The following is a 23539-nucleotide window of genomic DNA, read 5'->3' on the forward strand; positions in this document are numbered from 1 at the left end:
TGGACTGGGGGGTGGGCGATTCAGGACTTGGAGCCGGAGAGGGCGATGCCCTCCACGATCTGGCGCTGCGCGACGCCGAACACGACGAGCAGCGGGGCGGCCGCGAGGGTCGTGGCGGCCATGAGGGCGGTCCAGTCGGCGCCGTACTGGCCCTTGAACTGGTTCACGAGCAGCGGCAGGGTGAAGTTCGCATCGCTGTTGAGGAAGATCAGCGGGCCGAAGAAGTTGTTCCACTGGCCCAGGAAGGTGAAGATCCCCAGGGCGGTGAGCGGGGTGCGCAGCAGCGGCAGGATCATCGTCGTGAAGATCCGGAAGCGGCTCGCGCCGTCGATCTCGGCGGCCTCCTCGAGCTCCTTCGGGATCCCCCTGACGTACTGGCGCAGCAGGAAGACGCCGAACGCGTTGAACAGGGCCGCGGGGACGATGAGGGCGGCGTGGGTGTCCACCCAGCCGAGCCAGCCCATGATGATGTACAGCGGGATGATGGTCAGCTGCGCGGGGACCATCATCGTCGCCAGGAACACCATGAAGAGGGGCTTGCTGCCGCGGAATTCGATCCGGGCGAAGGCGTAGGCAGCCATGGCCGAGGTCAGCAGCGACACCACGGTGACGGTCACGGCGATGTACGTGCTGTTCCAGAAGCCGCGGACGAAGTCGGCCCCGCCCAGGGCCTTGTCGTAGCCCTCCATCGTCCACTCGACGGGGAAGAGCGCCGGGGGCTGGGCGAAGATCTCGGCGATGGGCTTGAACGAGGACAGCAGCATCCAGACGAACGGCAGGGCCATGACAACGGCGCAGGCGGCGAGCGCGAGGTGCAGCACGGCGCGGCCGGCGAGTCGCCCCAGGGGCGTGGTCCTGGGCGCCGGCGGGGCGGTGGACGTCCGGGCGGTCCTGGCGCTTCGAGTGCTTCGGGATGTGGTGAGTGTGCTCATTCTGCGTAGTGCACCCATCGTTTCTGGGCTGCCAGCTGCAGGGCGGTGACGCCGAGGAGGGACAGCAGGAGGAGGAAGGCCAGCGCCGCGGCCTGGCCGAAGCTGAATTCGCGGAAGGCGATCTGGACGATCTCGTAGACGATCGTGCGGGCGGCCTCGGGGGCGTTGGAATCCATGAAGACGTAGATGTAGTCGAAGATCTGGAAGGAGCCGATGACCGAGGTGATCGAGAGGAACAGAATCGTCGGGGACAGCAGCGGGATCGTGACGTGGACGAGCTTCTGCCAGCCCGTGCAGCCGTCCAGCTCGGCGGCCTCGAGGAACGAGGAGCCGATGCTCTGCAGGCCGGCCATGAACATCACGAGCTGGTAGCCCAGGCCCTGCCAGACGGCGACGATGGCGAAGGCGGGGATGATGAAGGCCGGGTCCTGCAGCCAGTCCGGGGCCTGGATGCCGAGGCCCCGCAGGGCGCTGTTCACCGGGCTGATGTCGGGGTTGAAGAGCCACAGCCAGACCGCGGCGACCGCGACCGAGGAGGTCACGACGGGGGCGACGAAGGCGAGCCGGTAGACCTGCGTCATCTTCCCGGCACGCTGCATGAGCAGGGCGAAGAGGAAGCTCGAGATCATCAGGCCCGGGACCTGCAGGGCTGTGAACCAGAGCGTGTTCAGGGCCGAGCGCTGGATCCGGGGGTTCGAGAGGACGTCGGCGAAGTTCGCCAGGCCAGTGAAACTCGCCGCGCCGAAGCCGTCCCAGTCGCTGAAGGCCAGCACGAGGGCGAACACGAGGGGGCCGGCCATGAAGGCGACGAGCCCGACGAGCTGCGGGGACAGGAAGACGAGGGCGGCGACGGCGTCCTTGCGGCGCCGGCGGGACGGACGGCGCACCGCGGGCGGTGGTGTGGCCTGCTTGCGGGCAGGCGCCTCGGCGAGCGCGCTCACTTGGCCGAGCCCACCAGCCGGGTGACAGCGGCGCTGAACGACGCCGCCGTCGTCGCCGGGTCCTTGAACAGCTTGTCGACGAGGACCGGAAGCTCGGTGGAGACCTTCACGTCCCGGATGAAGGAGGTCGGCATGGCGTAGCCCTTGGCGACGACGTCGCTGAACCACTGGCCGTGGGCGGGCACGCCGCCCTCGGTGGCGATCTCGTCCAGCCCCCTGATCGACGCGACGGCGTTGCCTCCGCCGGAGAGGCGGAACTTCTGCCCGTCCCGGCTGACGTAGTTGCCGATCAGCTCGAGGGCCTTCTCGCGGTTCTTCGCCTTCGCGTTGAGGGCGATGGCCGCGGTGGCGACCGGCGCCGGCATGATCTCCCGGCCCGAGGGCGAGGGCAGGGGCGCGATGTCGTAGGCGAACTTCGCGTCCTTCAGCGTCGGCAGGGCCCAGCGGCCCACGTTGTTGAGCGCGAGCTGGCCCGCAAGGAAGAGGGCGTCGCCGCTCTGGCCCTTGGGCAGGGAGCCCGCGTAGGTGATGTTGCCGGACGCGAACTGCTCCAGCAGCCAGCCGAGGCCCTCCTGGGCCTTGGGATCGTCGGCGAAGACCAGAGTGCCGGACCCGTCCTGGAGCGTGCCGCCGAAGGCTGTGATCGACCAGACCCAGTTGAACCACCAGTTGGCCAGGATGAGGCCCTTCTTGCCCGAGGCGCGGACCTTGTCCAGGAGGTCCGTGAGGGCGTTGAAGTCCCACGAGCCGGCCTCGAACGCCAGGGCCGGGTCCTGCGACACACCCGCGGCCTGGAGCACGTCCTTGTTGAACCAGAGCACCGAGGGGTTGCAGTCCACCGGGAGTCCGTAGATGCCGGATCCCTCGGCCGGCTTGCACCACTGGTAGAGGCCCTCGGGGAAGTCCGCGAGCGTCACGGGAGATGACCCGCTGTCCAGGTACTCACTCAGGTCCGCGATCTGCTGGGACTCGATGAACTTGGCCATCGATCCGTCGCCGACGTAGAAGGCGTCCGGGGCGGAGCCGCCGGCGAGCTGGGAGAGGAGCTTGGCCTCGTAGTCGCCTACAACGGCCTGGAACTCGACCTTGGCATTGAGCTTCGTCGACAGCTCCGCCGCGAACTGCTTGTACCGCTCGCCCTCGCCGGGGTTGGCCCAGGCCCCCCACGTGACCTTGCCGCCGGATGCACCGGGGGCAGAACCGCCTCCGCAGGCCGCGAGGGCGGGAGCCGCGGCGAAACCGAGGGCGCCGAGGAGGCCGGTGCGCAGCACCGTGCGCCGGTCGAGGGCGCGGGAGAGAGAGGGCTGGGACATCGTCGTCAATCCTTCCGAGAGGGGGACTCCGGGCATGGGGAGGGGCTGGATGATGCCCCACAGAGGCACGCCAGCTAAACCGAAAGCCACTAAATTTAGCGGGTAAATATATCGGGTGCAGATAGTATGGGTCGATGAACGAGTCGCGGTCAAGGGGTGTTACGGCGGCATCGCAGCAGTACCTGCGGGAGGTCAATGCGGGCATGCTGCTGAGGCTCCTGCGGGAATCCGGTCCCATGACCGGAAGCGAGCTCATAGACCTTTCCGGCCTCACCCGGGCCACGGTGATCGCGATCTGCGAGGACCTCATGGACCGCGGCTGGGTCCAGGAGCTGGAGAACCAGCGCGCCGCCGGAGACTACGTCAAGGGCCGCCCCGCCCGCCGCTTCGCCTTCAACGAGCGGGCCGCCTTCGTCCTCGGGATCGACATCGGCAACTGGAAGGTCACCGCCGTCGTGGCGGACATGGCCGGGACGATCCTGTCCAAGGCCGCAAAGCCCTTCCGGACGATCAATGTCCCGGCCGGAGAGCGAGCCGGCGTGCTGGACCAGACCGTCAGAGATGCCCTGGAGCGGGCGGGGGTGCCTCCGGAGCGCGTCCTCGCCGTCTCGGCGGGGGTGTCGGCCCCGGTCAGCCGCGATGGAGAGATCCTCACGGCCCAGGAGTTCTGGAAGTCCTTCGACGTCCGCAAGGCCGTGTTCGCGCGCCACGGCTCGCACGTGCTCCTCGAGAACGACGCCAACCTCGCCGCCCTCGCCGAGCGCTGGCGGGGCACCGCCCAGGGCGTCGACGATCTCGCCGTCGTGCTGGCCGGAGACCGCCTCGGCTCGGGCGTCCTCGAATCCGGGCGCCTCCTGCATGGGAGCAGCGGCGCGTTCGGCGAGCTCGGCTACCTCTTCCAGCTGGAGGGCGTCGGCGATCCCATGGGCATCGCGACCTGTGCTCAGCTGTGGGGGCAGGAGGCCATCGAGTCTGGCGCGAAGACCCGGCTGCGCGAGCTCTGTGGGGGCCACCCGGAGCAGCTCTCAGCCGAGGCGGTCTTCGCCGCCGCCGCGGACGGCGACCGCACCGCCGTCGGCATCCTCGACCGGATCGCCGAGCGCATGGCCCGCGTCATCGGATCGATGAGCACGATCGTCAATCCGGAGCTCGTCGTCATCGCCGGGGCCGTGGCAGCGTCCGCGGACGCGATCATCCCCGCCATCGAGGAGTACCTTCCCTCGTTCACCGCCACCCCGCCCCGCGTGAAGGCCTCGACCCTCGGCGACAGCATCGTCTCGATCGGCGCCGTCCGCCACGCACTCGACTACGTGGAGGAGCACGCCCTGGAGCTGCGCCCGAACTCCCTGCCCGATCAGCCTGCGGCGGCCCTTCCGGGGTAAACACTCAAGGGCCGGCGGAGGCTCCGGATCCTGGCCCAGGCCCCCAAGGAGCGCACCACCCCGGTTCTGGTCTCTGCGCCCGCAATTGTCGAGTTGGGGCCGGTGCGGAGTCCCGCCACCGACCCCAACTCGACAATTCCGCGGCGAGCAGGGGGCCGGGCAGGGGACCTACCGACGCCGTTCGACGCAGCTATTCCTCGAACTCGCCCTCGCCCGCGGGTGGGTAGTCCTCGTCATCGACCGTCAGCCCCTGGGCCTGCTCGAGCAGGTCCGCCTCGGAGGCCTCGGCCTCCGGGTTGACCTCCCAGGAAGCCTCGTCCGGCACGGCAGGCTGCCGCTGCTCGAGGTAGTCCGCCTCCGGCGCCTCGACAGGTGTTCCGGCGTCGGGCTCGTCCTGGGCGGCCGGCCGCGCGGGGATGCTCTGCTCCACCGCGTCCGCTTCAGGCACTTCGTGAGTCATGTCCTGCCTCCTTCGCCTCGCCACGGTCGCCGGCGGGGGCCGCCGGCTCCGCCTGTGCCGTACCCGACGGCGTCTGCACCCAAACGGCTCACGCCCCCGGCGCCATGCGGACAGCCTACGCCGTCGCCTGCCCCGACGTCGCCCGGCCGGTCTGGGCCGCCGGGGCCATCCGCGCCACCTCGGCGATGTTCTCGCTCGCCGCCCACGAGGCCAGGAGCCGCAGGGCCTCGTCGCTGGGGCTCCCGGGGACGGCAGGGTACACCGTGAGCGTGTGCCCCGGGTCCTCCTCGAGATCGAGGACCTGGTAGCTCAGCTCGAGGAGCCCGACCACGGGGTGCCGGAAGGCCTTCGCGCCCGTGTAGTGCCGCCGCACGTTGTGCGCCGCCCAGCGCGGGCGGAACTCCTCGCTGCGCATGGAGAGCTCGCCGATGAGCTCGGCGAGCTGCTTGTCGTGCGGGCTGCGGCCCGCCTCGCGGCGCAGGATGGCCACGTTGGCGTTGGCGGCCGCGTTCCAGTCCGTGTAGAAGTCCTGCGAGCGCGGGTCGAGGAAGATGAACCGCGAATGGTTGCCCGGCCGGGTCGAGCCCCGGTACATGTCCGAGTAGAGCGCATAGCCGAGCAGGTTGGCCGCGACGATGTCCATCCGGTTGTTCCCGATGAGCGCGGGAGCCCCCGTGATCGCGTCGAGGAGGTGCTGGAGGACGGGCCGGACGGACGACGCCGGCGCGGCAGCCGCCGTCGTCCGTCGCCGTGCCGGGCTGCTCGAGGCCCGCGCGAGGTTGTACAGGTGGTCGTGCTCGGCGCGGTCGAGCCCGAGCGCGCGCGCGATCGCGTCGAGGACGCTGTCCGAGACGCCCGAGAGGTTCCCGCGCTCGAGCCGCGTGTAGTAGTCGACGCTGACGCCGGCGAGGCGGGCGACTTCCTCGCGCCGGAGGCCCGCGACGCGGCGGCGCCCGCCGATGGGCTCGATGCCGGCCTGCTCGGGGGTGATGCGTCCGCGGCGGGAGATGAGGAACTCGCGCACCTCGGCTCGGTTGTCCATGCACACCACGCTACGACGCGAGCCTCGGGCGGAGGGAGGCCCTGCTGGACCCCCGTTCAGCCCTCGTCGATCCGCTTGAGCAGGTCCTTGAGCGCGTCCCTGATGTCGTCGTGGTCGTACTGGCCCGCGCGGCTCTCCCCGGAGATGACCGCGCAGCGGTGCACCTTCCTCAGGTCGCTGTAGGGGAACTTGTAGCGCCCCTTCGTGCCGCCCTCCTCGTCGTCGACCCCGAGGAACCACTTCGAGTACTCGCCCTCGCCCTCCTCGTCGAGGAGTGTGCTGAGCTCCTCGGCCGACGGCGCGTGCTCGCTCCAGTCGTCGCGGACGTCCGAGACGACCTTGCCCTCGCGGACGAGCGCCTTGGCGTGCTCGTACGCCTTCTTGTTCAGCTTCACCGCCATCGTGGCCTCCTGCGCTCGGGTGGGGCTGCTCCCCCTCACGCGGGAGGACTACCCCCGGCCGAGGGCGTCAATCGCCGGCGGTGAGGGCTCCTCCGCCGGCACCCGCTCCCCAGAGTCCCGCTCGGCGCGGGGAACGCGGAGGCTCCCGTAGCGCTCCATGCGGTGCCACCTCAGGTGCACGCCCGCGAACGCGGTCACCACGGACTGGATGACCACGAGGTACATGAGCTGGCGGTAGACGAGCTGCTGGAGCGGCAGGGTCCACAGCGGGCGCAGCCGCTCGCCGTCGAGCCTGAACGCGTAGCCGGCCATGAACAGCTGGACCGCGAGGAACACCAGCCACAGGGCCGCGATCCTCAGGGGGTCCAGGAAGATGAGCCCGTAGACGGCGAAGACGTCGACCACGGGGGCGAAGACCGGGAGCAGGACCTGCAGCACGAGCAGGTAGCCCAGGCCGCGCCGGCCGAGCTTGCCCGCGGCCCCGCGCTGGACGACGGCGCCGCGGTGCTTCCACATGGCCTGCAGCGTCCCGTAGCACCAGCGGTAGCGCTGCTTCCAGAGGGCGCCGAGCGTCGCCGGTGCCTCGGTCCAGGCCAGGGCGTCGTCCTGGTAGACGACGCGCCAGCCGGCGCGGCACAGGGACATCGTGAGGTCCGTGTCCTCGGCGAGCGTGTCGTCGCTGACGCCGCCCACGCCCAGGAGCGCGTCCCGGCGGAAGGCCCCGATCGCCCCCGGGACGGTGGGCATGCACTCGCCGACGTCGAAGAGCCGCCGGTCCAGATTGAACCCGACCACGTACTCGATGTGCTGCCACGCCCCGAGAATCCCGCCCCGGTTGGCGACCTTCGTGTTGCCCGAGACGGCCCCGATCCGCGGGTCAGCGAAGGGCTGGACGAGCGCCCGGACGGTGTCCGGCTCGAAGACCGTGTCGCCGTCGACCATGACGACGATCTCGTGCGAGGCGGCCTCGAGGCCGGCGTTGAGGGCCGAGGGCTTGCCGCCGTTCTCCTTCCGGAGCACCCGGACGCAGGGCAGGCCGAGCGCCTCGGCGAGGTCCGCGGTGCCGTCGGTCGAGCCGTCGTCGACGACGATGATCTCCACCGGGTGCGTCGAGGCGGCGATGGAGCGGACGGCGGCCTCGATGCCGAGCCGCTCGTTGAAGGCCGGGACGATCACCGTGACCGGCTCTGTGATATCGGGCCGGACCGGGATGTCCACGCGGCGGCGCCCGCGGCCCTCGGCGCGGAGCATCTGCGACTGGCGGCTGTGCCGGGCGGCGACGCCCATGACCAGGACCGCACGGATGAAGGTCACGACGCCGCTCGCGAGGAGGGCCCACGAGAGCGCCTCGACGACCCAGTCGCTGAACCGCACGCCCCACGCGAAGGCGGAGCCGCTGAGCTGCTCGGCCGGGGTGGCGTCCCGCATCGTGCCGACGCCGATCGCCTCGCCGACGCCGGTCACGCGGTAGCCCTCGTCGGCCCACTGGGTGAGCGCCGCGTCCAGGGCCGCGACGGTCTGCGCCCGGTCTCCCCCGCCGTCGTGCATGAGGACGATCTCTCCCGCGCCGCCGGCGAGGCCGAGGTTCCGCTCGATCTCGGGCACGCCGGGCCGGCGCCAGTCCTCGCTGTCCACGGTGCTGAGCACGGTGAGGTAGCCCTGGTCTGCCGCGGCGCGCATCGCGGCCCACGTGCCGTCGGTGACGGCGGCGTTCGTGGAGCTGTACGGCGGGCGCAGGAGCGAGGCCGCGCGGCCGGTCGCGTCGACGAGGGCCTGCTGGGCGCCCTGGACCTCGAGGTGCTGCCGCCAGGCTGGGGCGGCGCCGAGGTCGGTGTGGGTCAGGGTGTGGACGCCGATCTCGTGGCCCTCGTCGACGATCCGGCGGGCGAGCTCGGGGTGGTCGATGACCTCGGAGCCGACGACGAAGAAGGTCGCGTGCACCCCGTGCTTGCGCAGGACGTCGAGGACCTGCGGCGTGGTCTCCGGGTCCGGGCCGTCGTCGAAGGTCAGGGCAATGGTGCGCTCGGGCGGCCGCACGGTCTGGACGCCGCCGCGGGCATCCACGACGGGCCCGCCGTGGGATACGGCGTCGGGGACGCTCGTGTGGAGCTGGGAGGCCGACACCGGGCCGCCGTCGCCGATGCCGGAGACGTGGTGCATGTAGCCCTCGACGGCGAGCGCGACGCCGAGCGCGAAGAGCAGGGCGACGAGGACGGCCCAGTGGGCCCTGATCGACGGCGGGCCTGAGCGCTGCGGGCGGCGCGGGGCCGCTATCCGGGCGCGCCGGGTGCCCTCGGCCTCGCCGGAGCGGCGCGGGCTCACGGCTTCGCGGGGGCCGTGGGACGCGTGGCCTGCTGGCCGGGGGCCGACTGGCTCTTGCCCGGATCGACCGCGGCGGCGGGCGCACTCTCGGCCGGGGCGGGGGCGGCCGGGGCCTGCTGGGCGGGGACCGCGGCCGGGGCCTGCGTGGTCGGGACCGCGGCGGGAACCGCCGGGCGGGGGACGGCAGGGCCGGCGACGACGGCGGGCGCCGCCTCGGGGCCGACGGCTGGATGAGCGCCCGACGCCGGGGTCGACGGGACGGGTGCGTGGGTCGGGGTGGGGGCTGCCTCGGGCGCCGCGACCGGCGGCTGGAGGAGGTACGGGGCGGCGACGTTGGGCCCCCCGAGCACAGCGACGACCAAGAGGACGACGTAGCCGGTCACGGCCGCGAGAGCGATCCCCCCGATGATGCGGACGCGGCCCAGGCTCCTTCCGGACGAGTCAACGAACACCGGGCCGCGCGTCCGCGCGGCCCGGGACCTGCCACGGGATCGGAGAGAGTCTGCCATCGGGCATCAAGGGTAGGCCACACAGACAATTGGTATCAAAATCATAACGACGCGGACAGAGTCCGCGTCGTCATGAGGGGGCGCCTCCTGTGGCCTGTGATCCAGCCGGGCTCAGGGCCTGGCGGCGGCCGCCGGAGGCTGGTTCTGCCGGCCGGGCGCGGTGCCGCTCTTCCCTGGCGCCGACGGCTCCGCGGCGGGCCCAGACTCCGACGGCGCGGGCTCGGCCGTGGGCGCGGGCTCCGGAGCAGGCGCGGGGGCTGGCTCGGGTGCGGGGGCAGGGGCCGGCTGGGCCGGCGCAGGCTGGGCTGGTGCAGGCGCGGGCTGAGCCGGCGCAGGGGCCGGGGCCGGCTGAGTGGGGGCGGGGGCAGGGGCCGGCGCCGGTGCGGGCTCGGCCGTCCCGGGCTCCGTGGACGCAGCCTGGGTGTATGCCGCAGGCGCGGGCTTCGCGAGGGCGACCGGCCCAGCGGCGGGCGCGGGCACGCCGTCGACTGTCGGGGCAGGCGCGGCGGCCTCGGGGGCCCCCGCCGGCTGAGCAGCAGAGCTCTCGCCGCTTGGTGCCTGCCCCTCGGCGGGAGTCGAGGCAGGGGCCGGCGCGAACGGACGCGCGGCGGCGACGTCCCCGAAGGAGGGTTCAGCGGCTGCCGCGGAGGGCTCGCCAGCAGTCGACTCGGACTGCGACTCGAGGAACCTCTGGAGCTCCGGGGCAGCGACGGTCGGGCCGCTGAGCACGGCCAGCGCGAGGAGCGCGCCAGAGCCCACGACCGGGGCGAGGGCCGGGCCGCCGACCAGGCGCGCGCGGGACAGCTTCTTGAGGGCCCGGCGGCCGGAGACGGCACCGCTCCTGCGCGCCGCCCGCGACCGATCACGGAATTGGGGGGTGTCTGCCATCCGTCCACCGTAAAGCAGACAAATGGTTGATATCAAAATCATAACGACACAGTCCGCATCGCGGTTGCTCTGCCCCCCGGGGGCATGCAGGTGCTACGTGCACCTGAACGACCGGCTGAGCGGAGCGATGCGGGCGTCCGCCGCAGTTCCCCTGCTTGAGGCTTCAAGTTCTCCCCCAACCGTGCCCCAGCCGCGCCATCCCGGGGCACCTGCCCGAAATCGCGGGGAGGTCCGGCGGGAAAGCCGGGGAGTTTCGGCGCGGGAACCTGCTGCCGAAGGATTCATAGACAGTCCGCCCAGACCCGGACCTACCGTCCCTGCCGGTGCGCGTGCTGCACCGCGTGCCGGATCGGCGCGTTCGGCGCCCCGAAGCCGTCGTACCCGTCGATCCGCTGGACGACCTCGAAGAACACGCTGCCCACCGTGGCCGTGTAGAAGTGGATGAACTCCCCTTCGGCGTCCCGGTCGTAGAGCAGGTTCAGCTCGCGCAGCGTCGCGAGGAACTCCGGCTCGAGGGCGAACCGCGCGTCGAGGTCCTCGTAGTAGTTCTCCGGGATCGCGAGGAACGGCAGCCCGCGCCGCCGGCATGCCCGGGCGTGCGCGATGAGGTCTTCAACCTCGATCGCGATGTGCTCCTGGAACGTGTCCTGCACGGTCCCACGGACGGAGTCCGCCTGGACCCACGGCGCGAGGTTGAGCGCGAGCCGCACGGCCCGGTCCGCCGCCCCGGCGCCGACGGCCTCCGTCTGCATGACCTGCGAGCGCACGAGCCCCGTCGGGCTCGAGACGTCCTGCGAGGGCTGCGGCGTCAGCGCGAGCACCGAGGAGTAGAACAGCACCGCCTCATCGAAGTGCTGCCACGGCTGGGCCAGATTGATGTGGTCGATGCGGGCAGGCCGGCCTGTCTGCGGTGGCGCGGACGACGGCGCGTGCTCGCCGAACTCGTCCATCCACAGCGTGTCCTCGCACAGGAAGACCTCGGTTCCGTCCGGCGCCTTGACGGCCTGGAGGACCTCCTCGCCCGCCTGGGACAGGCGTGGGACGGGCACGGCCTTGAGCTGCACGGCGCGGGCGACGGCGGAGACCGCCTTCGCGACATCGAAGCCGAGCGCTGAGATCGCCGGGGCGACGCCGCGGGCCTGCTGCCGGTTGAGCACGATCCGCGCGTCGCCGAGCGTCCAGAGCGAGACGGGCTTGGTGCGGTGCTCGCCGCGGGACTCGAAGCCGAGCTGGGCCAGGAGCCGGGCGAGCTCGGCTGTGCCTTCGGCCTTGACCTCGGCGAAGTTCACCCCCGCGGGCGGGGCGACCTCGGGCAGGGTGCGCAGGGGCATGGCGAGCCCCTCCCTCCCGACGCGCTGCGCCGTGCGCTCCTCGAGCCAGATGAGCGAGCGCATCGCGTCCACGGCGGTGCGCTCGACGTCGGCCTGCCGGAACGTGTCGTTGAAGACCTCGAGCGAGACGGGCCCGTTGTAGCCCGTACGTGCTACATGGCCCAGGAAGGTGGGCAGGTCGAACTGCCCCTCGCCCGGGAACACGCGGTAGTGGCGGCTCCAGGAGAGCACGTCCAGGGAGAGCTTGGGGGCGTCGGCGACTTGGACGAAGAAGATCTTCTCGGCGGGGATCTTCTCGATGCCGGCGGGGTCGGGTCCGCCCGAGGCAAGGCGCGCGAGGATGTGGAACGTGTCGAGGCACGTGCCGAGGTTCGGGTGGTCGGCGTCGGCGACGAGGCGCCACGCGTGCTCGTAGTCGTTGACGTACGTGCCCCACGCGAGCGCCTCGTAGGCGACCCTGACGCCATGGTCCGCGGCGAGCTCGGCGAGGCCCTTGAGCTGCTCGGCGCGGAGGGCGTCATCATCGATGCTCGCGGTCGCAACGTTGCTGCACACGAGCATCGTGTCGATCCCGAGCCGCCCCATGAGCCGGAACTTCGCCTCGGCGCGGCGCAGGTTGGCGCGGTAGAGCTCCGCGGGAACGGAGTCGAGGTCCCGGAACGGCTGGTAGAGGTCCAGGCCCAGGCCGAGGTCCGCGGCGAGAGAGCGCACGTCCTCGGGGCTCAGCGGCGAAGTGACGAGGTCCTGCTCGAAGATCTCGACGCCGCCGAAGCCCGCCTTCGCCGCCGCGCGCAGCTTCTCCTCGAGCGTCCCGGACAGGCAGACCGTCGCGATCCCGGTGCGCATCAGCGCGCCCCAGCCCGCTCGGGATGGGGCGCAGCCGCGTGCTCCCTGTCGATCAGCGCAAGGAAGTGCTCCCGCATGCGCTCGGGATCCGGCTCGAGGCCCGTGAAGATGCGGAACGCGTCCACCGCCTGGCCCACGGCCATGCGCCCGCCGTCGAGCACGCGGCAGCCAGCCGCTCGGGCCTCGCGCACGAGCTGCGTCTCGATCGGCCGGTAGACGATGTCCGCGACCCAGTGCCGCGGCGTCAGGAGCGCGGTGTCGAAGGGCGTGCCCGGGTGTGCGGCCATCCCGATTGGGGTGCAGTGCACGACGCCGTCGGCGTCCCCGAGCAGCGAGGCGAGCTCCGCCGTCGGGCGCGCCTCGACGGACGCCGCGGGGAAGAGCCGGGCGAGCTCCGCGGCGCGCTCCCGCGCGCGCTCGGGGGCGACGTCGACGATCGAGAGGTGCTCGACGCCGGCCGTGAGCAGCGCGTACGCGACGGCCGAGCCAGCCCCGCCCGCCCCGAGCTGGACGACGCGGCCGAGCGCGGCGCCGGGCAGGCCCGCGTGGAAGGCGGAGAGGAAGCCTGACCAGTCGGTGTTGTGGCCCACCGTGGCGCCGTCGGGGCGGATGACGACGGTGTTCACGGCGCCGAGGCGGGCGGCGTCGGCGTCGACCTCGTCGAGGTGCTCGAGCACGAGCTGCTTGCACGGGTGCGTGATGTTGAGGCCGTTGAAGCCGAGGGTCTGCGCGGCCCGGAGGAGCTCGCCGACGGACTCGGGGGCGAGGCCCAGGACGGCGATGTCGATGGGCCGGTAGAGGTAGAGGAGGCCGTGCTCGGAGCCCTCGCGCTCGTGCAGCGCCGGGGTGAGGGAGGGCGTGACGCCGTCGCCGATCAGGCCGACCAGATAGGACTCGGAGGTGAGGCTCATGTGATCCAGAGTACACGTGTTTCTGCAACGCGTTGACGTGTTGCAGAAAAAATGTCAGTCTTGATGCAGTCGCTGTGACAGCGGCCACAGGATCGGGTTTGATAGACCCCTGGACACACCGGACGAGGAGGTTCGCATGGCGACCATTGCCGAGATCGCGCGGGTCGCTGGCGTCTCCAAGTCCACGGTGTCCCGCTCCTTTACGCGCCCCGACTCGGTCAACGCCGAGACCCGCGAGCGCATCCTCGCCGTCGCCGCCTCGCTGGGCTACACCCCCGCCCCCGCGAAGGCCGAGACGACGGGCACGATCGCCCTGTTCATCCCGGACATCGCCAACCCCTACTACCCGCCGCTCGTCAAGGCCGTCCAGGCGGCCTGCCGGCGGCAGTCGATCTCGCTGCTCATCGTCGACGGCGAGGACGATCCCGAGGCGGACGCCGAGGAGCTCGAGCGGATCATCGGCCGCGTCGACGGTGCGCTCATCTTCGCCCCCCGGCTCGGTGCCGGGCGCCTGCGGGCGCTCGACGCCGTCTCGCCGGTCGTGCTCATCAACCACCTCACCGACGGGCTCCCCTCGGTCGTGCTCTCGGCCCCCGAGGGCGCGCGGCAGGCGGTCGAGCACCTCGCGGCCCTCGGCCACACGTCCATCGCGTACCTCGCGGGGCGCGAGGACAACTACTCGAGCCAGGTCCGCATCGCCGCCGCAGAGGAGGCCGCCGACCACCTCGGCGTCACCCTCAGGATCCTCGCCCACGCCGAGCCGACCTACGCGGCCGGCGTCCGGGGCGCGGACCTTGTCCTCGCCGAGCCGGTCACCGCGGTGATCGCGCACAACGACCTCATGGCCTTCGGGTGCATGAACCGGCTCGCGGAGCGCGGGGTCGACGTCGGCAAGGACATGAGCGTCGTCGGGTTCGACAACAACTGGCTCGCGTCGGCCTCCCGGCCGGCCCTGACCACGGTGACCACTCCGTACGACCGGGGCGGCGCCGTCGCCCTCCGCATGCTGACCGAGCGCATCGGCGACCCGGACCGCCCGGCCAGCACCGTCCACCTCTCCGGGGACCTCGTGGTCCGCGCGAGCACCGGGCCCGCGCCCGCACGGGACTAAGACGTCCCGTCCCTCCCCCCTTGTAGTTCCGTTCTGCCCGAAAGGCATGCCATGACCAAGCCCTCCGAGGCCCAGCTCTCGAGCCTGGATCCCGACTTCCGGTCCCCCGAGGACGAGGCCAGACGGCTGCGCCGCGCCAAGAAGGCCGCCCTCGCGGCGTTCCTCGGCGGCGCGCTCGAATACTACGACTTCTTCGTCTACGCGACCGCCGCCTCGCTCGTGTTCTCGAAGATCTTCTTCCCGTCCGGCGACGCGACGATCGCGCTCATCGCCTCCTTCGCGACCTTCGGCGTCGCCTACGTGGCCCGCCCGTTCGGCGCGATCTTCTTCGGCCACCTCGGCGACCGGATCGGCCGCAAGAACACGCTCGTCATGACCCTCGTGCTCATGGGCGCGGCGACGTTCCTCATCGGCGTCCTGCCGGACTTCCAGACCGCGGGCTACCTCGCCCCGATCCTCCTCGTGGTGCTGCGCCTCATGCAGGGCCTCTCCGCCGGCGCGGAGACGGCCGGCGCCTCGGCGCTGACCATGGAGGAGTCCCCCGTGGGCCGGCGCGCCTTCTTCCCCTCGTTCGCGATGAGCGGCATCTCCGCCGGCATCGTCATGGCCTCGCTCGTGTTCCTCCCGGTCGCGGCGATGGGCGAGGCCGACCGCCTCTCGTGGGGCTGGCGCATCCCGTTCTGGTCCTCGCTGCTCGTCCTCGTCGTCGCGTACCTCGTGCGCCGCTCGCTCGAGGAGCCCGAGGTCTTCGAGGAGAAGGCCGAGCAGCACGAGCTCGTCAAGCTGCCGTTCATGGACATGCTCAAGACGCACCCCGCGCAGTTCCTCCAGGTCGCGCTCATGTCCTTCGAGACCGTCACGAACACGTTCATGCAGGCCTTTGGCCTCGCATACGCGGTCTCGGTGGGCGTCCCCGCGCAGACCATGCTGTGGGTCAGCATCCTCGGCAACGTCATCGCGATCGGCTCGCAGCCGTTCTTCGCCTTCCTTTCGGACAAGTTCGGCCGACGCCCGGTCTTCATCGCGGGCGTCTCAGGCTCGACGGTGCTGATCTTCGTGTACTTCTGGGCCATCTCCACGGCCCAGATCCCGCTGATCTTCCTCGTCAGCACGCTCATCACCGCCGGCACGTACGCCGCGTCCAACGCGATCTACCCGGCCTGGTTCTCCGAGCTGTTCAACGTCAAGGTCCGCTACTCCGGCATGGCCATCGGCCTGCAGATCGGCATCCTCTGCGCCGGCTTCACCCCGCTGCTCGGCACCGCCCTCGTCGGCGCGGACAAGGCGAACTGGGGCCCGGCGGCCTGGATCGTGGCCGGCTCGACGGTCCTCGCGGTCATCGGCGCCCTCTGGGCGAGGGAGACCTACCGGACCCCGATCCACGAGCTGGGCAACAAGGTCCACGGCTCGAAGTAGGAGCCTGCGTCCAGAAGACTGCCACGCGATCAAGGGGATGTGACCCCTCAACGACAGGGATGTGACCCCTCAACCTTCCTGGTCGAGGGGTCACATCCCCCTGGTCGAGGGGTCACATCCCCCTTGGCTGAGTGGCAGATCCTTCACGTTGAGTGGCCACATCCCGGACCACGCGAGGTCACCTCCCTGCGATCCGGGGTCACTTTCGCTTGGCGGACGACGGCGGCGGGTCGGGTCGCGTTGGCCCACCACTCACGCAAAGGCCTCCACTGCGGAGGCGGCCGGGAGGTCGACATTCGCGTGCAGGTTTCCCCAGCTTCAGCCTTCAACCCGTGGCGTGTCGGACGATTGTCGCGGCATGTCGCGGTCTCGGAGCGCCAATGCTGGGGAAACCTGCACGCGGGAGGTGACCTCGGGCCCCAGGGACGTGACCTCGCATCGCAGGGAGCTGACCCCGCAACGTTGGGACGTGACCCCGGAACGTTGAGAGGTGACCCCGCAACTGGTGGGGCCGGGGCGCTACGGGATGTCGAGGATCTCGCTCCTGATCAGGAACCTCTTGCCCTCCGGCGCCTCGAGGGAGAACCCGCTCCCCCGGCCCACGACGACGTCGACCGTCAGGTGCGTGTGCGACCAGTACCCGAACTGCTCGCGCGACATCCAGAACGGCAGCTCGCCCCGCCCGGGGAGGTCGAAGACGCCGAGCTGCACGTCGGCGTCGCCCGTCACGAGCTCCCCCGCCGGGTAGCACATCGGCGCGGACCCGTCGCAGCAGCCGCCGGACTGGTGGAACATGAGAGGCCCATGGCGGTCCCACAGGGAGTCGAGGAGCGCGAGCGCCGGCGCGGCCAGCGCGACCCGGGAGAAGTCCTCCCCGGGCCGCACCGGCCGCGCGTGGAGCGCCGCCCCAGCGGGAGCGTCCATCAGAACTTGATGACCACGCGGCCGTCGATCTTGGCGTGGTGCATCTCGTCGAAGACCTGGTTGATCTCCTCCAGGTCGCGGGTGTGGAAGGTCGGGTGGATGTGGCCGCGGGCGTAGAAGTCGAGCGCCTCCTCCATGTCCTGCCGCGTGCCGACGATCGAGCCGCGGATCGTGAGGCCCTTGAGCACGATGTCGAAGATCGGCGCCGGGAAGTCACCCGGCGGGAGGCCGTTGAACACGATGGTCCCGCCGCGGCGCGTCATCCCGATCGCCTGCCCGAACGCGGCCGGGTGGACGGCCGTGACGAGGACGCCGTGAGCGCCGCCGGTGGCCTTCTGGATGGCCTCGACCGGGTCCTCGGCGAACGCGTTGACGGTCACCTCGGCGCCGTGCTTGCGCGCGAGCGCGAGCTTCTCGTCGGCGACGTCGACGGCGGCGACCCGCATGCCCATCGCGACGGCGTACTGGACCGCGATGTGCCCGAGCCCGCCGATGCCCGAGATGACGACCCACTGCCCGGGCCGCACCTCGGTCTGCTTGAGCCCCTTGTAGACGGTGACGCCGGCGCACAGCACGGGCGCGATCTCGTACGGGTCCGCGCCCTCGGGGATGCGCGCGGCGAATCTCGCGTCGACGAGCATGTACTGCCCAAAGGAGCCGTCGACGCCGTAGCCGCCGTTGGACTGCGACTCGCACAGGGTCTCCCAGCCCGTGCGGCAGTGCTCGCACGTGCCGCACGCGCTCCAGAGCCACGCGTTGCCGACGAGGTCACCCACTGCAATATCAGTCAGATCGGTCACGCCCTCGCCGACGGCGACGACCGTCCCGACGCCCTCGTGCCCCGGCACGAGCGGGAGTTTGGGCTTGACCGGCCAGTCGCCCTGGGCGGCATGGAGGTCGGTGTGGCACACGCCGGAGGCGATGAGCTTGACGAGCGCCTGGCCGGGGCCCGGCGTGGGGATCTCGAGGTCGTCGACGCTCAGCTGCTCGCCGAGGGTGCGGACGACGGCGGCCTTGAAGGTCCCGCTCGCGGCTGCGGTCGGGCTGGTGGTTGAGGTAGCGGTGGCGGTCATGGACATGCTCCTTTGCATGGGACGGACGTGCTGGGACAACCGGGTTTAGAAGAAGCCGAGCTTGGACTCGGCGTAGGAGACGAGCAGGTTCTTGGTCTGCTGGTAGTGCTCGAGCATCATGAGGTGCGTCTCGCGGCCGATGCCGGAGGACTTGTACCCGCCGAACGCCGCGTGCGCGGGGTAGGCGTGGTAGTTGTTCACCCACACGCGCCCGGCCTGGATCTCGCGCCCGGCCCGGTAGGCCACGTTGCCGTTGCGGCTCCAGACGCCGGCGCCGAGGCCGTAGAGCGTGTCGTTGGCGATCTCGAGCGCCTCGTCGTAGTCGGAGAACTTCGCGACGGACACGACGGGGCCGAAGATCTCCTCCTGGAAGATGCGCATCCTGTTGTGGCCCTCGAAGATGGTCGGTTCGACGTAGAACCCGCCGGCGAGCTCGCCGGGCAGCTGGGCGCGCTTGCCGCCGGTGAGGACTTTGGCGCCCTCGGCCTTGCCGATCTCGATGTAGGAGAGGATCTTCTCGAGCTGGTCGTTCGAGGCCTGCGCGCCGATCATGGTCTCGGTGTCGAGCGGGTTGCCCTGCTTGATCGCCTTCGTGCGCTCGACGACGTCGCCCAGGAACCGCTCGTAGATGCCCTCCTGGATCAGGGCCCGGGACGGGCACGTGCACACCTCGCCCTGGTTGAGCGCGAAGAGCGTGAAGCCCTCCTGGGCCTTGTCATAGAACGCGTCGTCCGCGGCGGCGATGTCCTCGAAGAAGATGTTCGGGCTCTTCCCGCCGAGCTCGAGCGTGACCGGGATGAGGTTCTGCGAGGCGTACTGCATGATGAGCCGGCCCGTCGTCGTCTCCCCCGTGAACGCGATCTTGCGGATCCGCGGGCTCGAGGCGAGCGGCTTGCCGGCCTCGACGCCGAAGCCGTTGACGATGTTCAGCACGCCGGCCGGGAGCAGGTCCTGGATGAGCTCGGCGAGCACCAGCACCGAGGCCGGGGTCTGCTCGGCGGGCTTGAGGACGACGGCGTTGCCCGCCGCGAGCGCGGGGGCGAGCTTCCACGTTGCCATCAGCAGTGGGAAGTTCCACGGGATGATCTGCCCGACGACGCCGAGCGGCTCGTGGAAGTGGTACGCCGTGGTGTTCTCGTCGATCTGGGAGAGCGAGCCCTCCTGGGCGCGGATCGCGCCGGCGTAGTAGCGGAAGTGGTCGACGGCGAGCGGCAGGTCCGCGGCGAGGGTCTCGCGGACGGGCTTGCCGTTGTCCCAGGTCTCGGCGATGGCGAGCAGCTCGAGGTTCTCCTCGATGCGGTCCGCGATGCGATGCAGGACGAGCGCGCGCTCGGCCACGGACGTCTTGCCCCAGCCGGGGGCGGCCTTGTGCGCGGCGTCGAGGGCGAGCTCGATGTCCTCGGCCTGCGAGCGCGCCACCTCGCAGAAGACCTTGCCCGTGACGGGGGTGATGTTCTCGAAGTACTGCCCGCCGACGGGGGCGACCCACTCGCCGCCGATGAAGTTCTCGTACCGGTCCTTGAAGGTGACCTTGGCGCCCTCGGTCCCGGGGAATGCGTAGACGGTCATGGCGAAACTCCTTCGTCTCTTGTGCCGGTCATCCCGGCTCTGAGTCGAGCGTAGGAGCGTGGGGGTTGCGGGCTGGTTGCAGCCTTGTGGCGCGGGTCACACCTGCCGAGACTGGACCCATGTCGCACCTGCCCACGATCGGCCTCCGCTCGCCGGTCCCCTTCGACATCCTCGGCGCCCAGATCGCCGTCGCGGGCCTGGGCGCCGCGTTCGAGGCCGTCTACGGATCGGTCGCGGTCCGCGACGCGACCGGGACCGTCGTCGCGACCTCGAACCTGGTCGGCGGCGGCAACGGCTTCTCGCTCTTCCACGCCGCCTTCGGCATCGGCTCGCCCACGACGCCGGAGGGCACCGTGACGGTCGAGGCCACCAACCCGAGCGGGCTCCCTGAGAACGCCGTGTCGGTCACGGTGCCGATCACGTTCGGGACGGTGCTCATGGGCGGGACGTATTCGGGGTTCCTCGTCCACACGGTGATCCCGGGCAACACGCTCTCGGGCATCGCGCAGCAGTACTACGGCGACCCGAGCCAGCACGGCCGCATCTTCACGGCCAACCGGGACACGGTCTTCGACCCCGACCTCATCTACCCCGGCCAGGCGCTGCGGGTCCCGCTGGCATAGGGGCGGCGGGCGACGGCGCGCCGATGGCCGCCGGGCGGCGGGTCACTTCCAGTGCAGGGCCTGCCGCAGGGAGCGGCTCAGCGACGACGCGAGCTCGGCGGTCCTGCCCGACTTCTCGGCGACCCTCACCGCCAGGAGCACTGGCCTGCTGGCGTGCCGCGCGAGCTCCTTCGCCTTGGCGCGGTGCTCGTCCGAAAAGCCGGCCGAGCCTTCGGAGTAGCAGCCGAGGACCGCCATGGCCTGGGCCGACGCCGGCAGGGGGATGGGGATTCCGATCACCGAGCGGACCTGGCTCCCGGCCATGGCCTTGCTATAGCGCGGGTAGCGGGTGTCTGTGAGCAGGTCCGCGACGTACACGGCCTGCCCGGTCACGAGGGCGTCCTGGCAGGGGCCCTCGCCGGCCGAGTACTTGACCTCGTCCATTCTGGCGGCCGTCACGCTGCTGCTGGCCAGGACGGCCTTCCGGCGCTCCCCTTCGACCCTGATGCTGCAGTGTGCCTCGCTCGGCCCGGAGAGCTCCCGCGCACACGCCTCCGCGAGGCGTTGAAGGAATCCGGCGAGGTCCGGACTCTCCAAGAGCAGGTTCAGGAATTCCTCTTCTCCGGTTCCAGTCATTTCGGCCACGTTGCCCCCCTTGCTTCCCGCGAGGCCACCAGAGGTCGGGCTCGACGCGGGTTCTCCAAACTAGGGGGCAACACTATCATTTGCGGGTCACGCTATTTGACATAGTTGTCATAAATCGACTCCGCCGCTCATTCTTTCCCGGAACAGCAAACAGGGGCGACGGCTCAATGCCGTCGCCCCTGAAGAGCCTGGAGATCGGGTTCCCCCTACCGCGCCACCCGGTACCGGAGGTACACGACCTTCGAGCCGAAGGTGCGGGTCTCGACGAGGTCCAGGTCCACCCGGCGCTCGTGCTGGGGGAAGAAGGGAGTCCCGCCGCCCACGAGCACCGGGTAGACCATGGCCCGGTACTCGTCGATGAGACCCAATTCAGCGGCCTGGGCGGCGAGGTTCGCGCCGCCGATCGCGATCTCGCCGTCCCCCGGCTCGGCCCGCAGCCGCTCGATCTCCTCCGCCAGGCCGCCGGAGGCGAGGCGGGCATGCCCCTGCACCTCCGAGAGCGTCGTGGAGAAGACCACCTTCGGGAGCGGGTTCCAGAGCGCGATCCACTCGCGGTCCGCGTCGTCGAGCGACGGGTCCTGGTCGGCGGTCTCCCAGTACAGCATCGTCTCGTACAGCCGCCGCCCCAGCAGATGCACGTCGACCCCGCGGATCTCGTCGATCCAGAAGCGGAAGACCTCGGCATCGGGCGTCGTCCAGTCGAACTCGCCGTCCGGCCCGACGATGTAGCCGTCGAGCGAGACGTTCATCGAATAGGTCACGCTGCGCATCTGCAGTCCTCCCTGACGCTCCGGCACTCCCTGCAGAAACCTACCCCGCCTTCACCGCCAGCACCGGGCAGCGGGCCTCGAGGAGGATCCGCTGCGCGGTGCTGCCCATGATGAGCTTCCCCACCGGGGTCCGCTTGCGCAGGCCGATCACGATGAGCTCCGCGCCGTGGGACTCAGCCGCATCGAGCACCTCCTCCGCGGCGTCGTGCCCGCGCAGCGGCTGCAGCAGCACGTGCTCGACGCCGGCCGCATCGAGCCGCCGCTCGAGCTCGGCGACCTGCTCCTCCTGGGCGAAGCGCTGGTCGACGACGGCGTCCCCGCGCGAGGAGTTGATGACGACGAGCTTCGCGGGGCCCTTCGCGGCCTCGACGATGGCCCGGTCGAGGGCGGCCTCGCCCTCCGGGGTGGGGATGTAGCCCACGACGATGCTCACAGGGTCTCCTTCTCACGGTGGGGGCCGTCGTTGTTGCGGTGCTTGTGCTCGTCTTCAGGCGGGGCGGGAGCGGCCGGTGCGCCCTGCGCGGGCGGTTCCCCGACGCCGTCGTGCGCTGGCCGCTCGTGCCAGGCGTGCCGCCCCTCCCGAGTGCCATCAGCGGGCGGCTCCTCCGAGACGTGGGCCGCGGCCGCCGTCGGGCCCTCCGCGGCGGCGAGCACCGCGGCGGCCTCCGGACGACGCCGGCGCAGCAGCGCGAGGATGAGTGGCACGGCGAGCAGGAGGACGACGGCGATGTACACGCCGACCGCGATCGGCTCGCTCCAGAGCCCGGAGACATCGCCGCCGGACAGCTGCAGGGCCTTGCGCAGCTGGCCCTCGGCGCGGGGGCCGAGGATGAGGCCGATGATGAGCGGCAGGATCGGCAGGCCGAAGCGCCGCATCGCGAAGCCCAGCAGCCCGAGGACCAGCAGGATCACGAGGTCGAACGCCTGCAGGTTCACCGCGTAGGCGCCGAGCGTGGCGAAGAACAGGATCCCGGCGTACAGGTACGGGCGGGGGATCTGCAGCAGCTTGGCCCACATCGGCGCGAGCGGCAGGTTGATCAGGAGCAGCAGGGTGTTGCCGATGAACAGGCTCGCGATGAGCCCCCACACGAGCTCCGGCTCGCTCTCGAACAGCAGCGGCCCGGGCTGGATGCCGTACTGCGTGAACGCGGCGAGCATGACGGCGGCCGTGGCGTTGGTGGGCAGGCCGAGGGCCAGCATCGGGGTCAGGGTCCCGGCGGCCGAGGCGTTGTTCGCCGCCTCGGGCCCGGCCACGCCCTCGATCGCACCGTGGCCGAACTCCTCCTTGTGCTTCGAGAGCCTCTTCTCGGTGACGTAGGAGAGGAAGGTCGGGACCTCGGCGCCGCCGGCGGGGAGGGCGCCGAACGGGAAGCCGAAGGCGGTGCCGCGCAGCCACGGCTTCCACGAGCGCTTCCAGTCCTGCTTGCCCATCCAGGGCCGCCCGACCGGGATGGTCGAGAGCGGGTTGCGGCGGAGATGGGCGGCGATCCAGAGCGCCTCGCCGATGGCGAAGATCGCCACGGCGACGACGATGATGTCGAGCCCGTCCGCGAGCAGGGGCTGGCCGAAGACGAGGCGCTGCTGGCCGGTGACCGGATCGATGCCGACCAGGCCGATGGCCAGGCCGAGGCCGAGCGAGGCGAAGCCGCGCAGCTTGGAGGAGCCGAGGACCGCTGTGACGGCGATGAAGGCCAGCACCATGATCGCGAGGTAGCTCGACGGGCCGAGGCTCACCGCGAAGTCCACGACCGGCGGAGCGAACGCCACGAGCAGGGCCGTGCCGATGGTGCCGGCGACGAACGAGCCGATGGCCGCGGTCGCGAGCGCCTGGGCGGCGCGCCCGGCCCTGGCCATCTTGTGGCCCTCGATCGCCGTGATGACCGTGGCGGACTCGCCGGGGGTGTTGAGCAGGATCGAGGTCGTCGAGCCGCCGTACATGCCGCCGTAGTAGATGCCGGCGAACATGATGAACGCGCTCGTGGGCTCGAGCCCGTAGGTCAGCGGCAGCAGGAGGGCCACGGCCATGGCGGGGCCGATGCCCGGCAGCACGCCGACGGCGGTGCCGAGCAGCACGCCGAGGAAGGCGTAGAGCAGGTTCATGGGCGTCGCCGCGGTGGCGAAGCCCTGCATGAGCAGGTTCAGAGTGTCCAT

Annotated in this window: 22 protein-coding genes; 4 read left to right on the top strand and 18 right to left on the bottom strand. The window is 71.1% G+C overall.

Features of this window, described 5'->3' with window-relative positions:
* Positions 1 to 20 precede the first annotated feature (20 nt).
* The 3 genes from ACUYMY_RS17395 to ACUYMY_RS17405 all read right to left on the bottom strand — a co-directional run bounded on the left by ACUYMY_RS17395 (position 21) and on the right by ACUYMY_RS17405 (position 3186).
* Positions 21 to 821 (bottom strand): carbohydrate ABC transporter permease, encoded by an 801-nt coding sequence (locus tag ACUYMY_RS17395; protein WP_481704770.1) that lies wholly within the window; start codon positions 819 to 821, stop codon positions 21 to 23.
* 107 nt (positions 822 to 928) lie between these two features.
* Positions 929 to 1873, bottom strand: a complete 945-nt coding sequence (locus ACUYMY_RS17400; protein ID WP_481704771.1) for a carbohydrate ABC transporter permease — start codon at positions 1871 to 1873, stop codon at positions 929 to 931.
* The gene (locus ACUYMY_RS17405; RefSeq protein WP_481704772.1) at positions 1870 to 3186 is read right to left on the bottom strand and encodes an extracellular solute-binding protein; all 1317 of its coding nucleotides are present in this window, start codon (positions 3184 to 3186) and stop codon (positions 1870 to 1872) included. The genes ACUYMY_RS17400 and ACUYMY_RS17405 overlap by 4 nt, the downstream gene beginning before the upstream one ends.
* A 134-nt stretch (positions 3187 to 3320) precedes the next feature.
* Between ACUYMY_RS17405 and ACUYMY_RS17410 the strand changes: the two genes are divergently transcribed.
* Positions 3321 to 4568, top strand: a complete 1248-nt coding sequence (locus ACUYMY_RS17410) for an ROK family protein (protein ID WP_481704773.1) — start codon at positions 3321 to 3323, stop codon at positions 4566 to 4568.
* A 190-nt stretch (positions 4569 to 4758) separates the two neighbouring features.
* On the opposite strand, the gene ACUYMY_RS17415 is transcribed toward ACUYMY_RS17410, so the two are convergent.
* The 8 genes from ACUYMY_RS17415 to ACUYMY_RS17450 form a co-directional block, all read right to left on the bottom strand.
* Positions 4759 to 5028 carry a hypothetical protein gene (locus tag ACUYMY_RS17415; protein WP_481704774.1) on the bottom strand — a complete coding sequence of 90 codons (270 nt, stop codon included), beginning with the start codon at positions 5026 to 5028 and terminating at the stop codon, positions 4759 to 4761.
* 115 nt (positions 5029 to 5143) lie between these two features.
* Complete coding sequence (locus ACUYMY_RS17420; RefSeq protein ID WP_481704775.1) at positions 5144 to 6070, bottom strand: helix-turn-helix transcriptional regulator; 927 nt, start codon at positions 6068 to 6070, stop codon at positions 5144 to 5146.
* A 56-nt stretch (positions 6071 to 6126) separates the two neighbouring features.
* Positions 6127 to 6471: a hypothetical protein gene (locus ACUYMY_RS17425; protein WP_481704776.1), complete on the bottom strand. Its 345-nt coding sequence runs from the start codon at positions 6469 to 6471 to the stop codon at positions 6127 to 6129.
* 48 nt (positions 6472 to 6519) lie between these two features.
* Positions 6520 to 8745 carry a bifunctional polysaccharide deacetylase/glycosyltransferase family 2 protein gene (locus tag ACUYMY_RS17430; RefSeq protein ID WP_481705094.1) on the bottom strand — a complete coding sequence of 742 codons (2226 nt, stop codon included), beginning with the start codon at positions 8743 to 8745 and terminating at the stop codon, positions 6520 to 6522.
* 44 nt (positions 8746 to 8789) lie between these two features.
* A complete protein-coding gene (locus ACUYMY_RS17435; RefSeq protein ID WP_481704777.1) occupies positions 8790 to 9302 on the bottom strand; it encodes a hypothetical protein in 513 nt (170 codons plus the stop codon).
* Positions 9303 to 9413: 111 nt separating this feature from the next.
* Positions 9414 to 10190 (bottom strand): hypothetical protein, encoded by a 777-nt coding sequence (locus ACUYMY_RS17440; protein WP_481704778.1) that lies wholly within the window; start codon positions 10188 to 10190, stop codon positions 9414 to 9416.
* A 308-nt stretch (positions 10191 to 10498) separates the two neighbouring features.
* Complete coding sequence (locus ACUYMY_RS17445; protein ID WP_481704779.1) at positions 10499 to 12367, bottom strand: bifunctional sugar phosphate isomerase/epimerase/4-hydroxyphenylpyruvate dioxygenase family protein; 1869 nt, start codon at positions 12365 to 12367, stop codon at positions 10499 to 10501.
* A complete protein-coding gene (locus ACUYMY_RS17450) occupies positions 12367 to 13278 on the bottom strand; it encodes a shikimate dehydrogenase (protein ID WP_481704780.1) in 912 nt (303 codons plus the stop codon). Before ACUYMY_RS17450 ends, ACUYMY_RS17445 begins: the two co-directional genes overlap by 1 nt.
* Positions 13279 to 13414: 136 nt before the next feature.
* Between ACUYMY_RS17450 and ACUYMY_RS17455 the strand changes: the two genes are divergently transcribed.
* Both ACUYMY_RS17455 and ACUYMY_RS17460 read left to right on the top strand, forming a co-directional pair.
* Positions 13415 to 14389 carry a LacI family DNA-binding transcriptional regulator gene (locus ACUYMY_RS17455; RefSeq protein WP_481704781.1) on the top strand — a complete coding sequence of 325 codons (975 nt, stop codon included), beginning with the start codon at positions 13415 to 13417 and terminating at the stop codon, positions 14387 to 14389.
* A gap of 51 nt (positions 14390 to 14440) precedes the next feature.
* Positions 14441 to 15805 carry an MFS transporter gene (locus ACUYMY_RS17460; RefSeq protein ID WP_481704782.1) on the top strand — a complete coding sequence of 455 codons (1365 nt, stop codon included), beginning with the start codon at positions 14441 to 14443 and terminating at the stop codon, positions 15803 to 15805.
* A 519-nt stretch (positions 15806 to 16324) separates the two neighbouring features.
* On the opposite strand, the gene ACUYMY_RS17465 is transcribed toward ACUYMY_RS17460, so the two are convergent.
* Genes ACUYMY_RS17465 through adh form a run of 3 tightly spaced genes read right to left on the bottom strand, consistent with a single transcriptional unit; the run spans position 16325 to position 19371 of the window.
* Positions 16325 to 16729, bottom strand: coding sequence for a DUF779 domain-containing protein (locus ACUYMY_RS17465; RefSeq protein ID WP_481704783.1), 405 nt, complete (start codon positions 16727 to 16729; stop codon positions 16325 to 16327).
* Entirely contained in the window at positions 16729 to 17802 is a 1074-nt protein-coding gene (adhP, locus tag ACUYMY_RS17470; RefSeq protein ID WP_481704784.1) for an alcohol dehydrogenase AdhP, read from the bottom strand. Before adhP ends, ACUYMY_RS17465 begins: the two co-directional genes overlap by 1 nt.
* 45 nt (positions 17803 to 17847) lie before the next feature.
* Entirely contained in the window at positions 17848 to 19371 is a 1524-nt protein-coding gene (gene adh / locus ACUYMY_RS17475) for an aldehyde dehydrogenase (protein ID WP_481704785.1), read from the bottom strand.
* Between the two features lie 119 nt (positions 19372 to 19490).
* Here adh and ACUYMY_RS17480 point away from each other — a divergent pair, with 119 nt between their 5' ends.
* Positions 19491 to 19994, top strand: coding sequence for a LysM peptidoglycan-binding domain-containing protein (locus ACUYMY_RS17480; protein ID WP_481704786.1), 504 nt, complete (start codon positions 19491 to 19493; stop codon positions 19992 to 19994).
* A 42-nt stretch (positions 19995 to 20036) separates the two neighbouring features.
* Here the strand turns inward: ACUYMY_RS17480 and ACUYMY_RS17485 are convergent, their stop codons facing one another.
* The 4 genes from ACUYMY_RS17485 to ACUYMY_RS17500 all read right to left on the bottom strand — a co-directional run bounded on the left by ACUYMY_RS17485 (position 20037) and on the right by ACUYMY_RS17500 (position 23539).
* Positions 20037 to 20609, bottom strand: a complete 573-nt coding sequence (locus ACUYMY_RS17485; protein ID WP_481705095.1) for a GAF domain-containing protein — start codon at positions 20607 to 20609, stop codon at positions 20037 to 20039.
* Positions 20610 to 20824: 215 nt separating this feature from the next.
* Positions 20825 to 21388, bottom strand: a complete 564-nt coding sequence (locus ACUYMY_RS17490) for a dihydrofolate reductase family protein (RefSeq protein WP_481704787.1) — start codon at positions 21386 to 21388, stop codon at positions 20825 to 20827.
* Positions 21389 to 21428: 40 nt separating this feature from the next.
* On the bottom strand, positions 21429 to 21821 hold the full coding sequence (locus ACUYMY_RS17495; RefSeq protein WP_481704788.1) for a universal stress protein: 393 nt from the start codon (positions 21819 to 21821) through the stop codon (positions 21429 to 21431).
* The gene (locus ACUYMY_RS17500) at positions 21818 to 23539 is read right to left on the bottom strand and encodes a tripartite tricarboxylate transporter permease (RefSeq protein ID WP_481704789.1); all 1722 of its coding nucleotides are present in this window, start codon (positions 23537 to 23539) and stop codon (positions 21818 to 21820) included. Before ACUYMY_RS17500 ends, ACUYMY_RS17495 begins: the two co-directional genes overlap by 4 nt.

Source organism: Sinomonas sp. T428B (genome assembly GCF_056780155.1).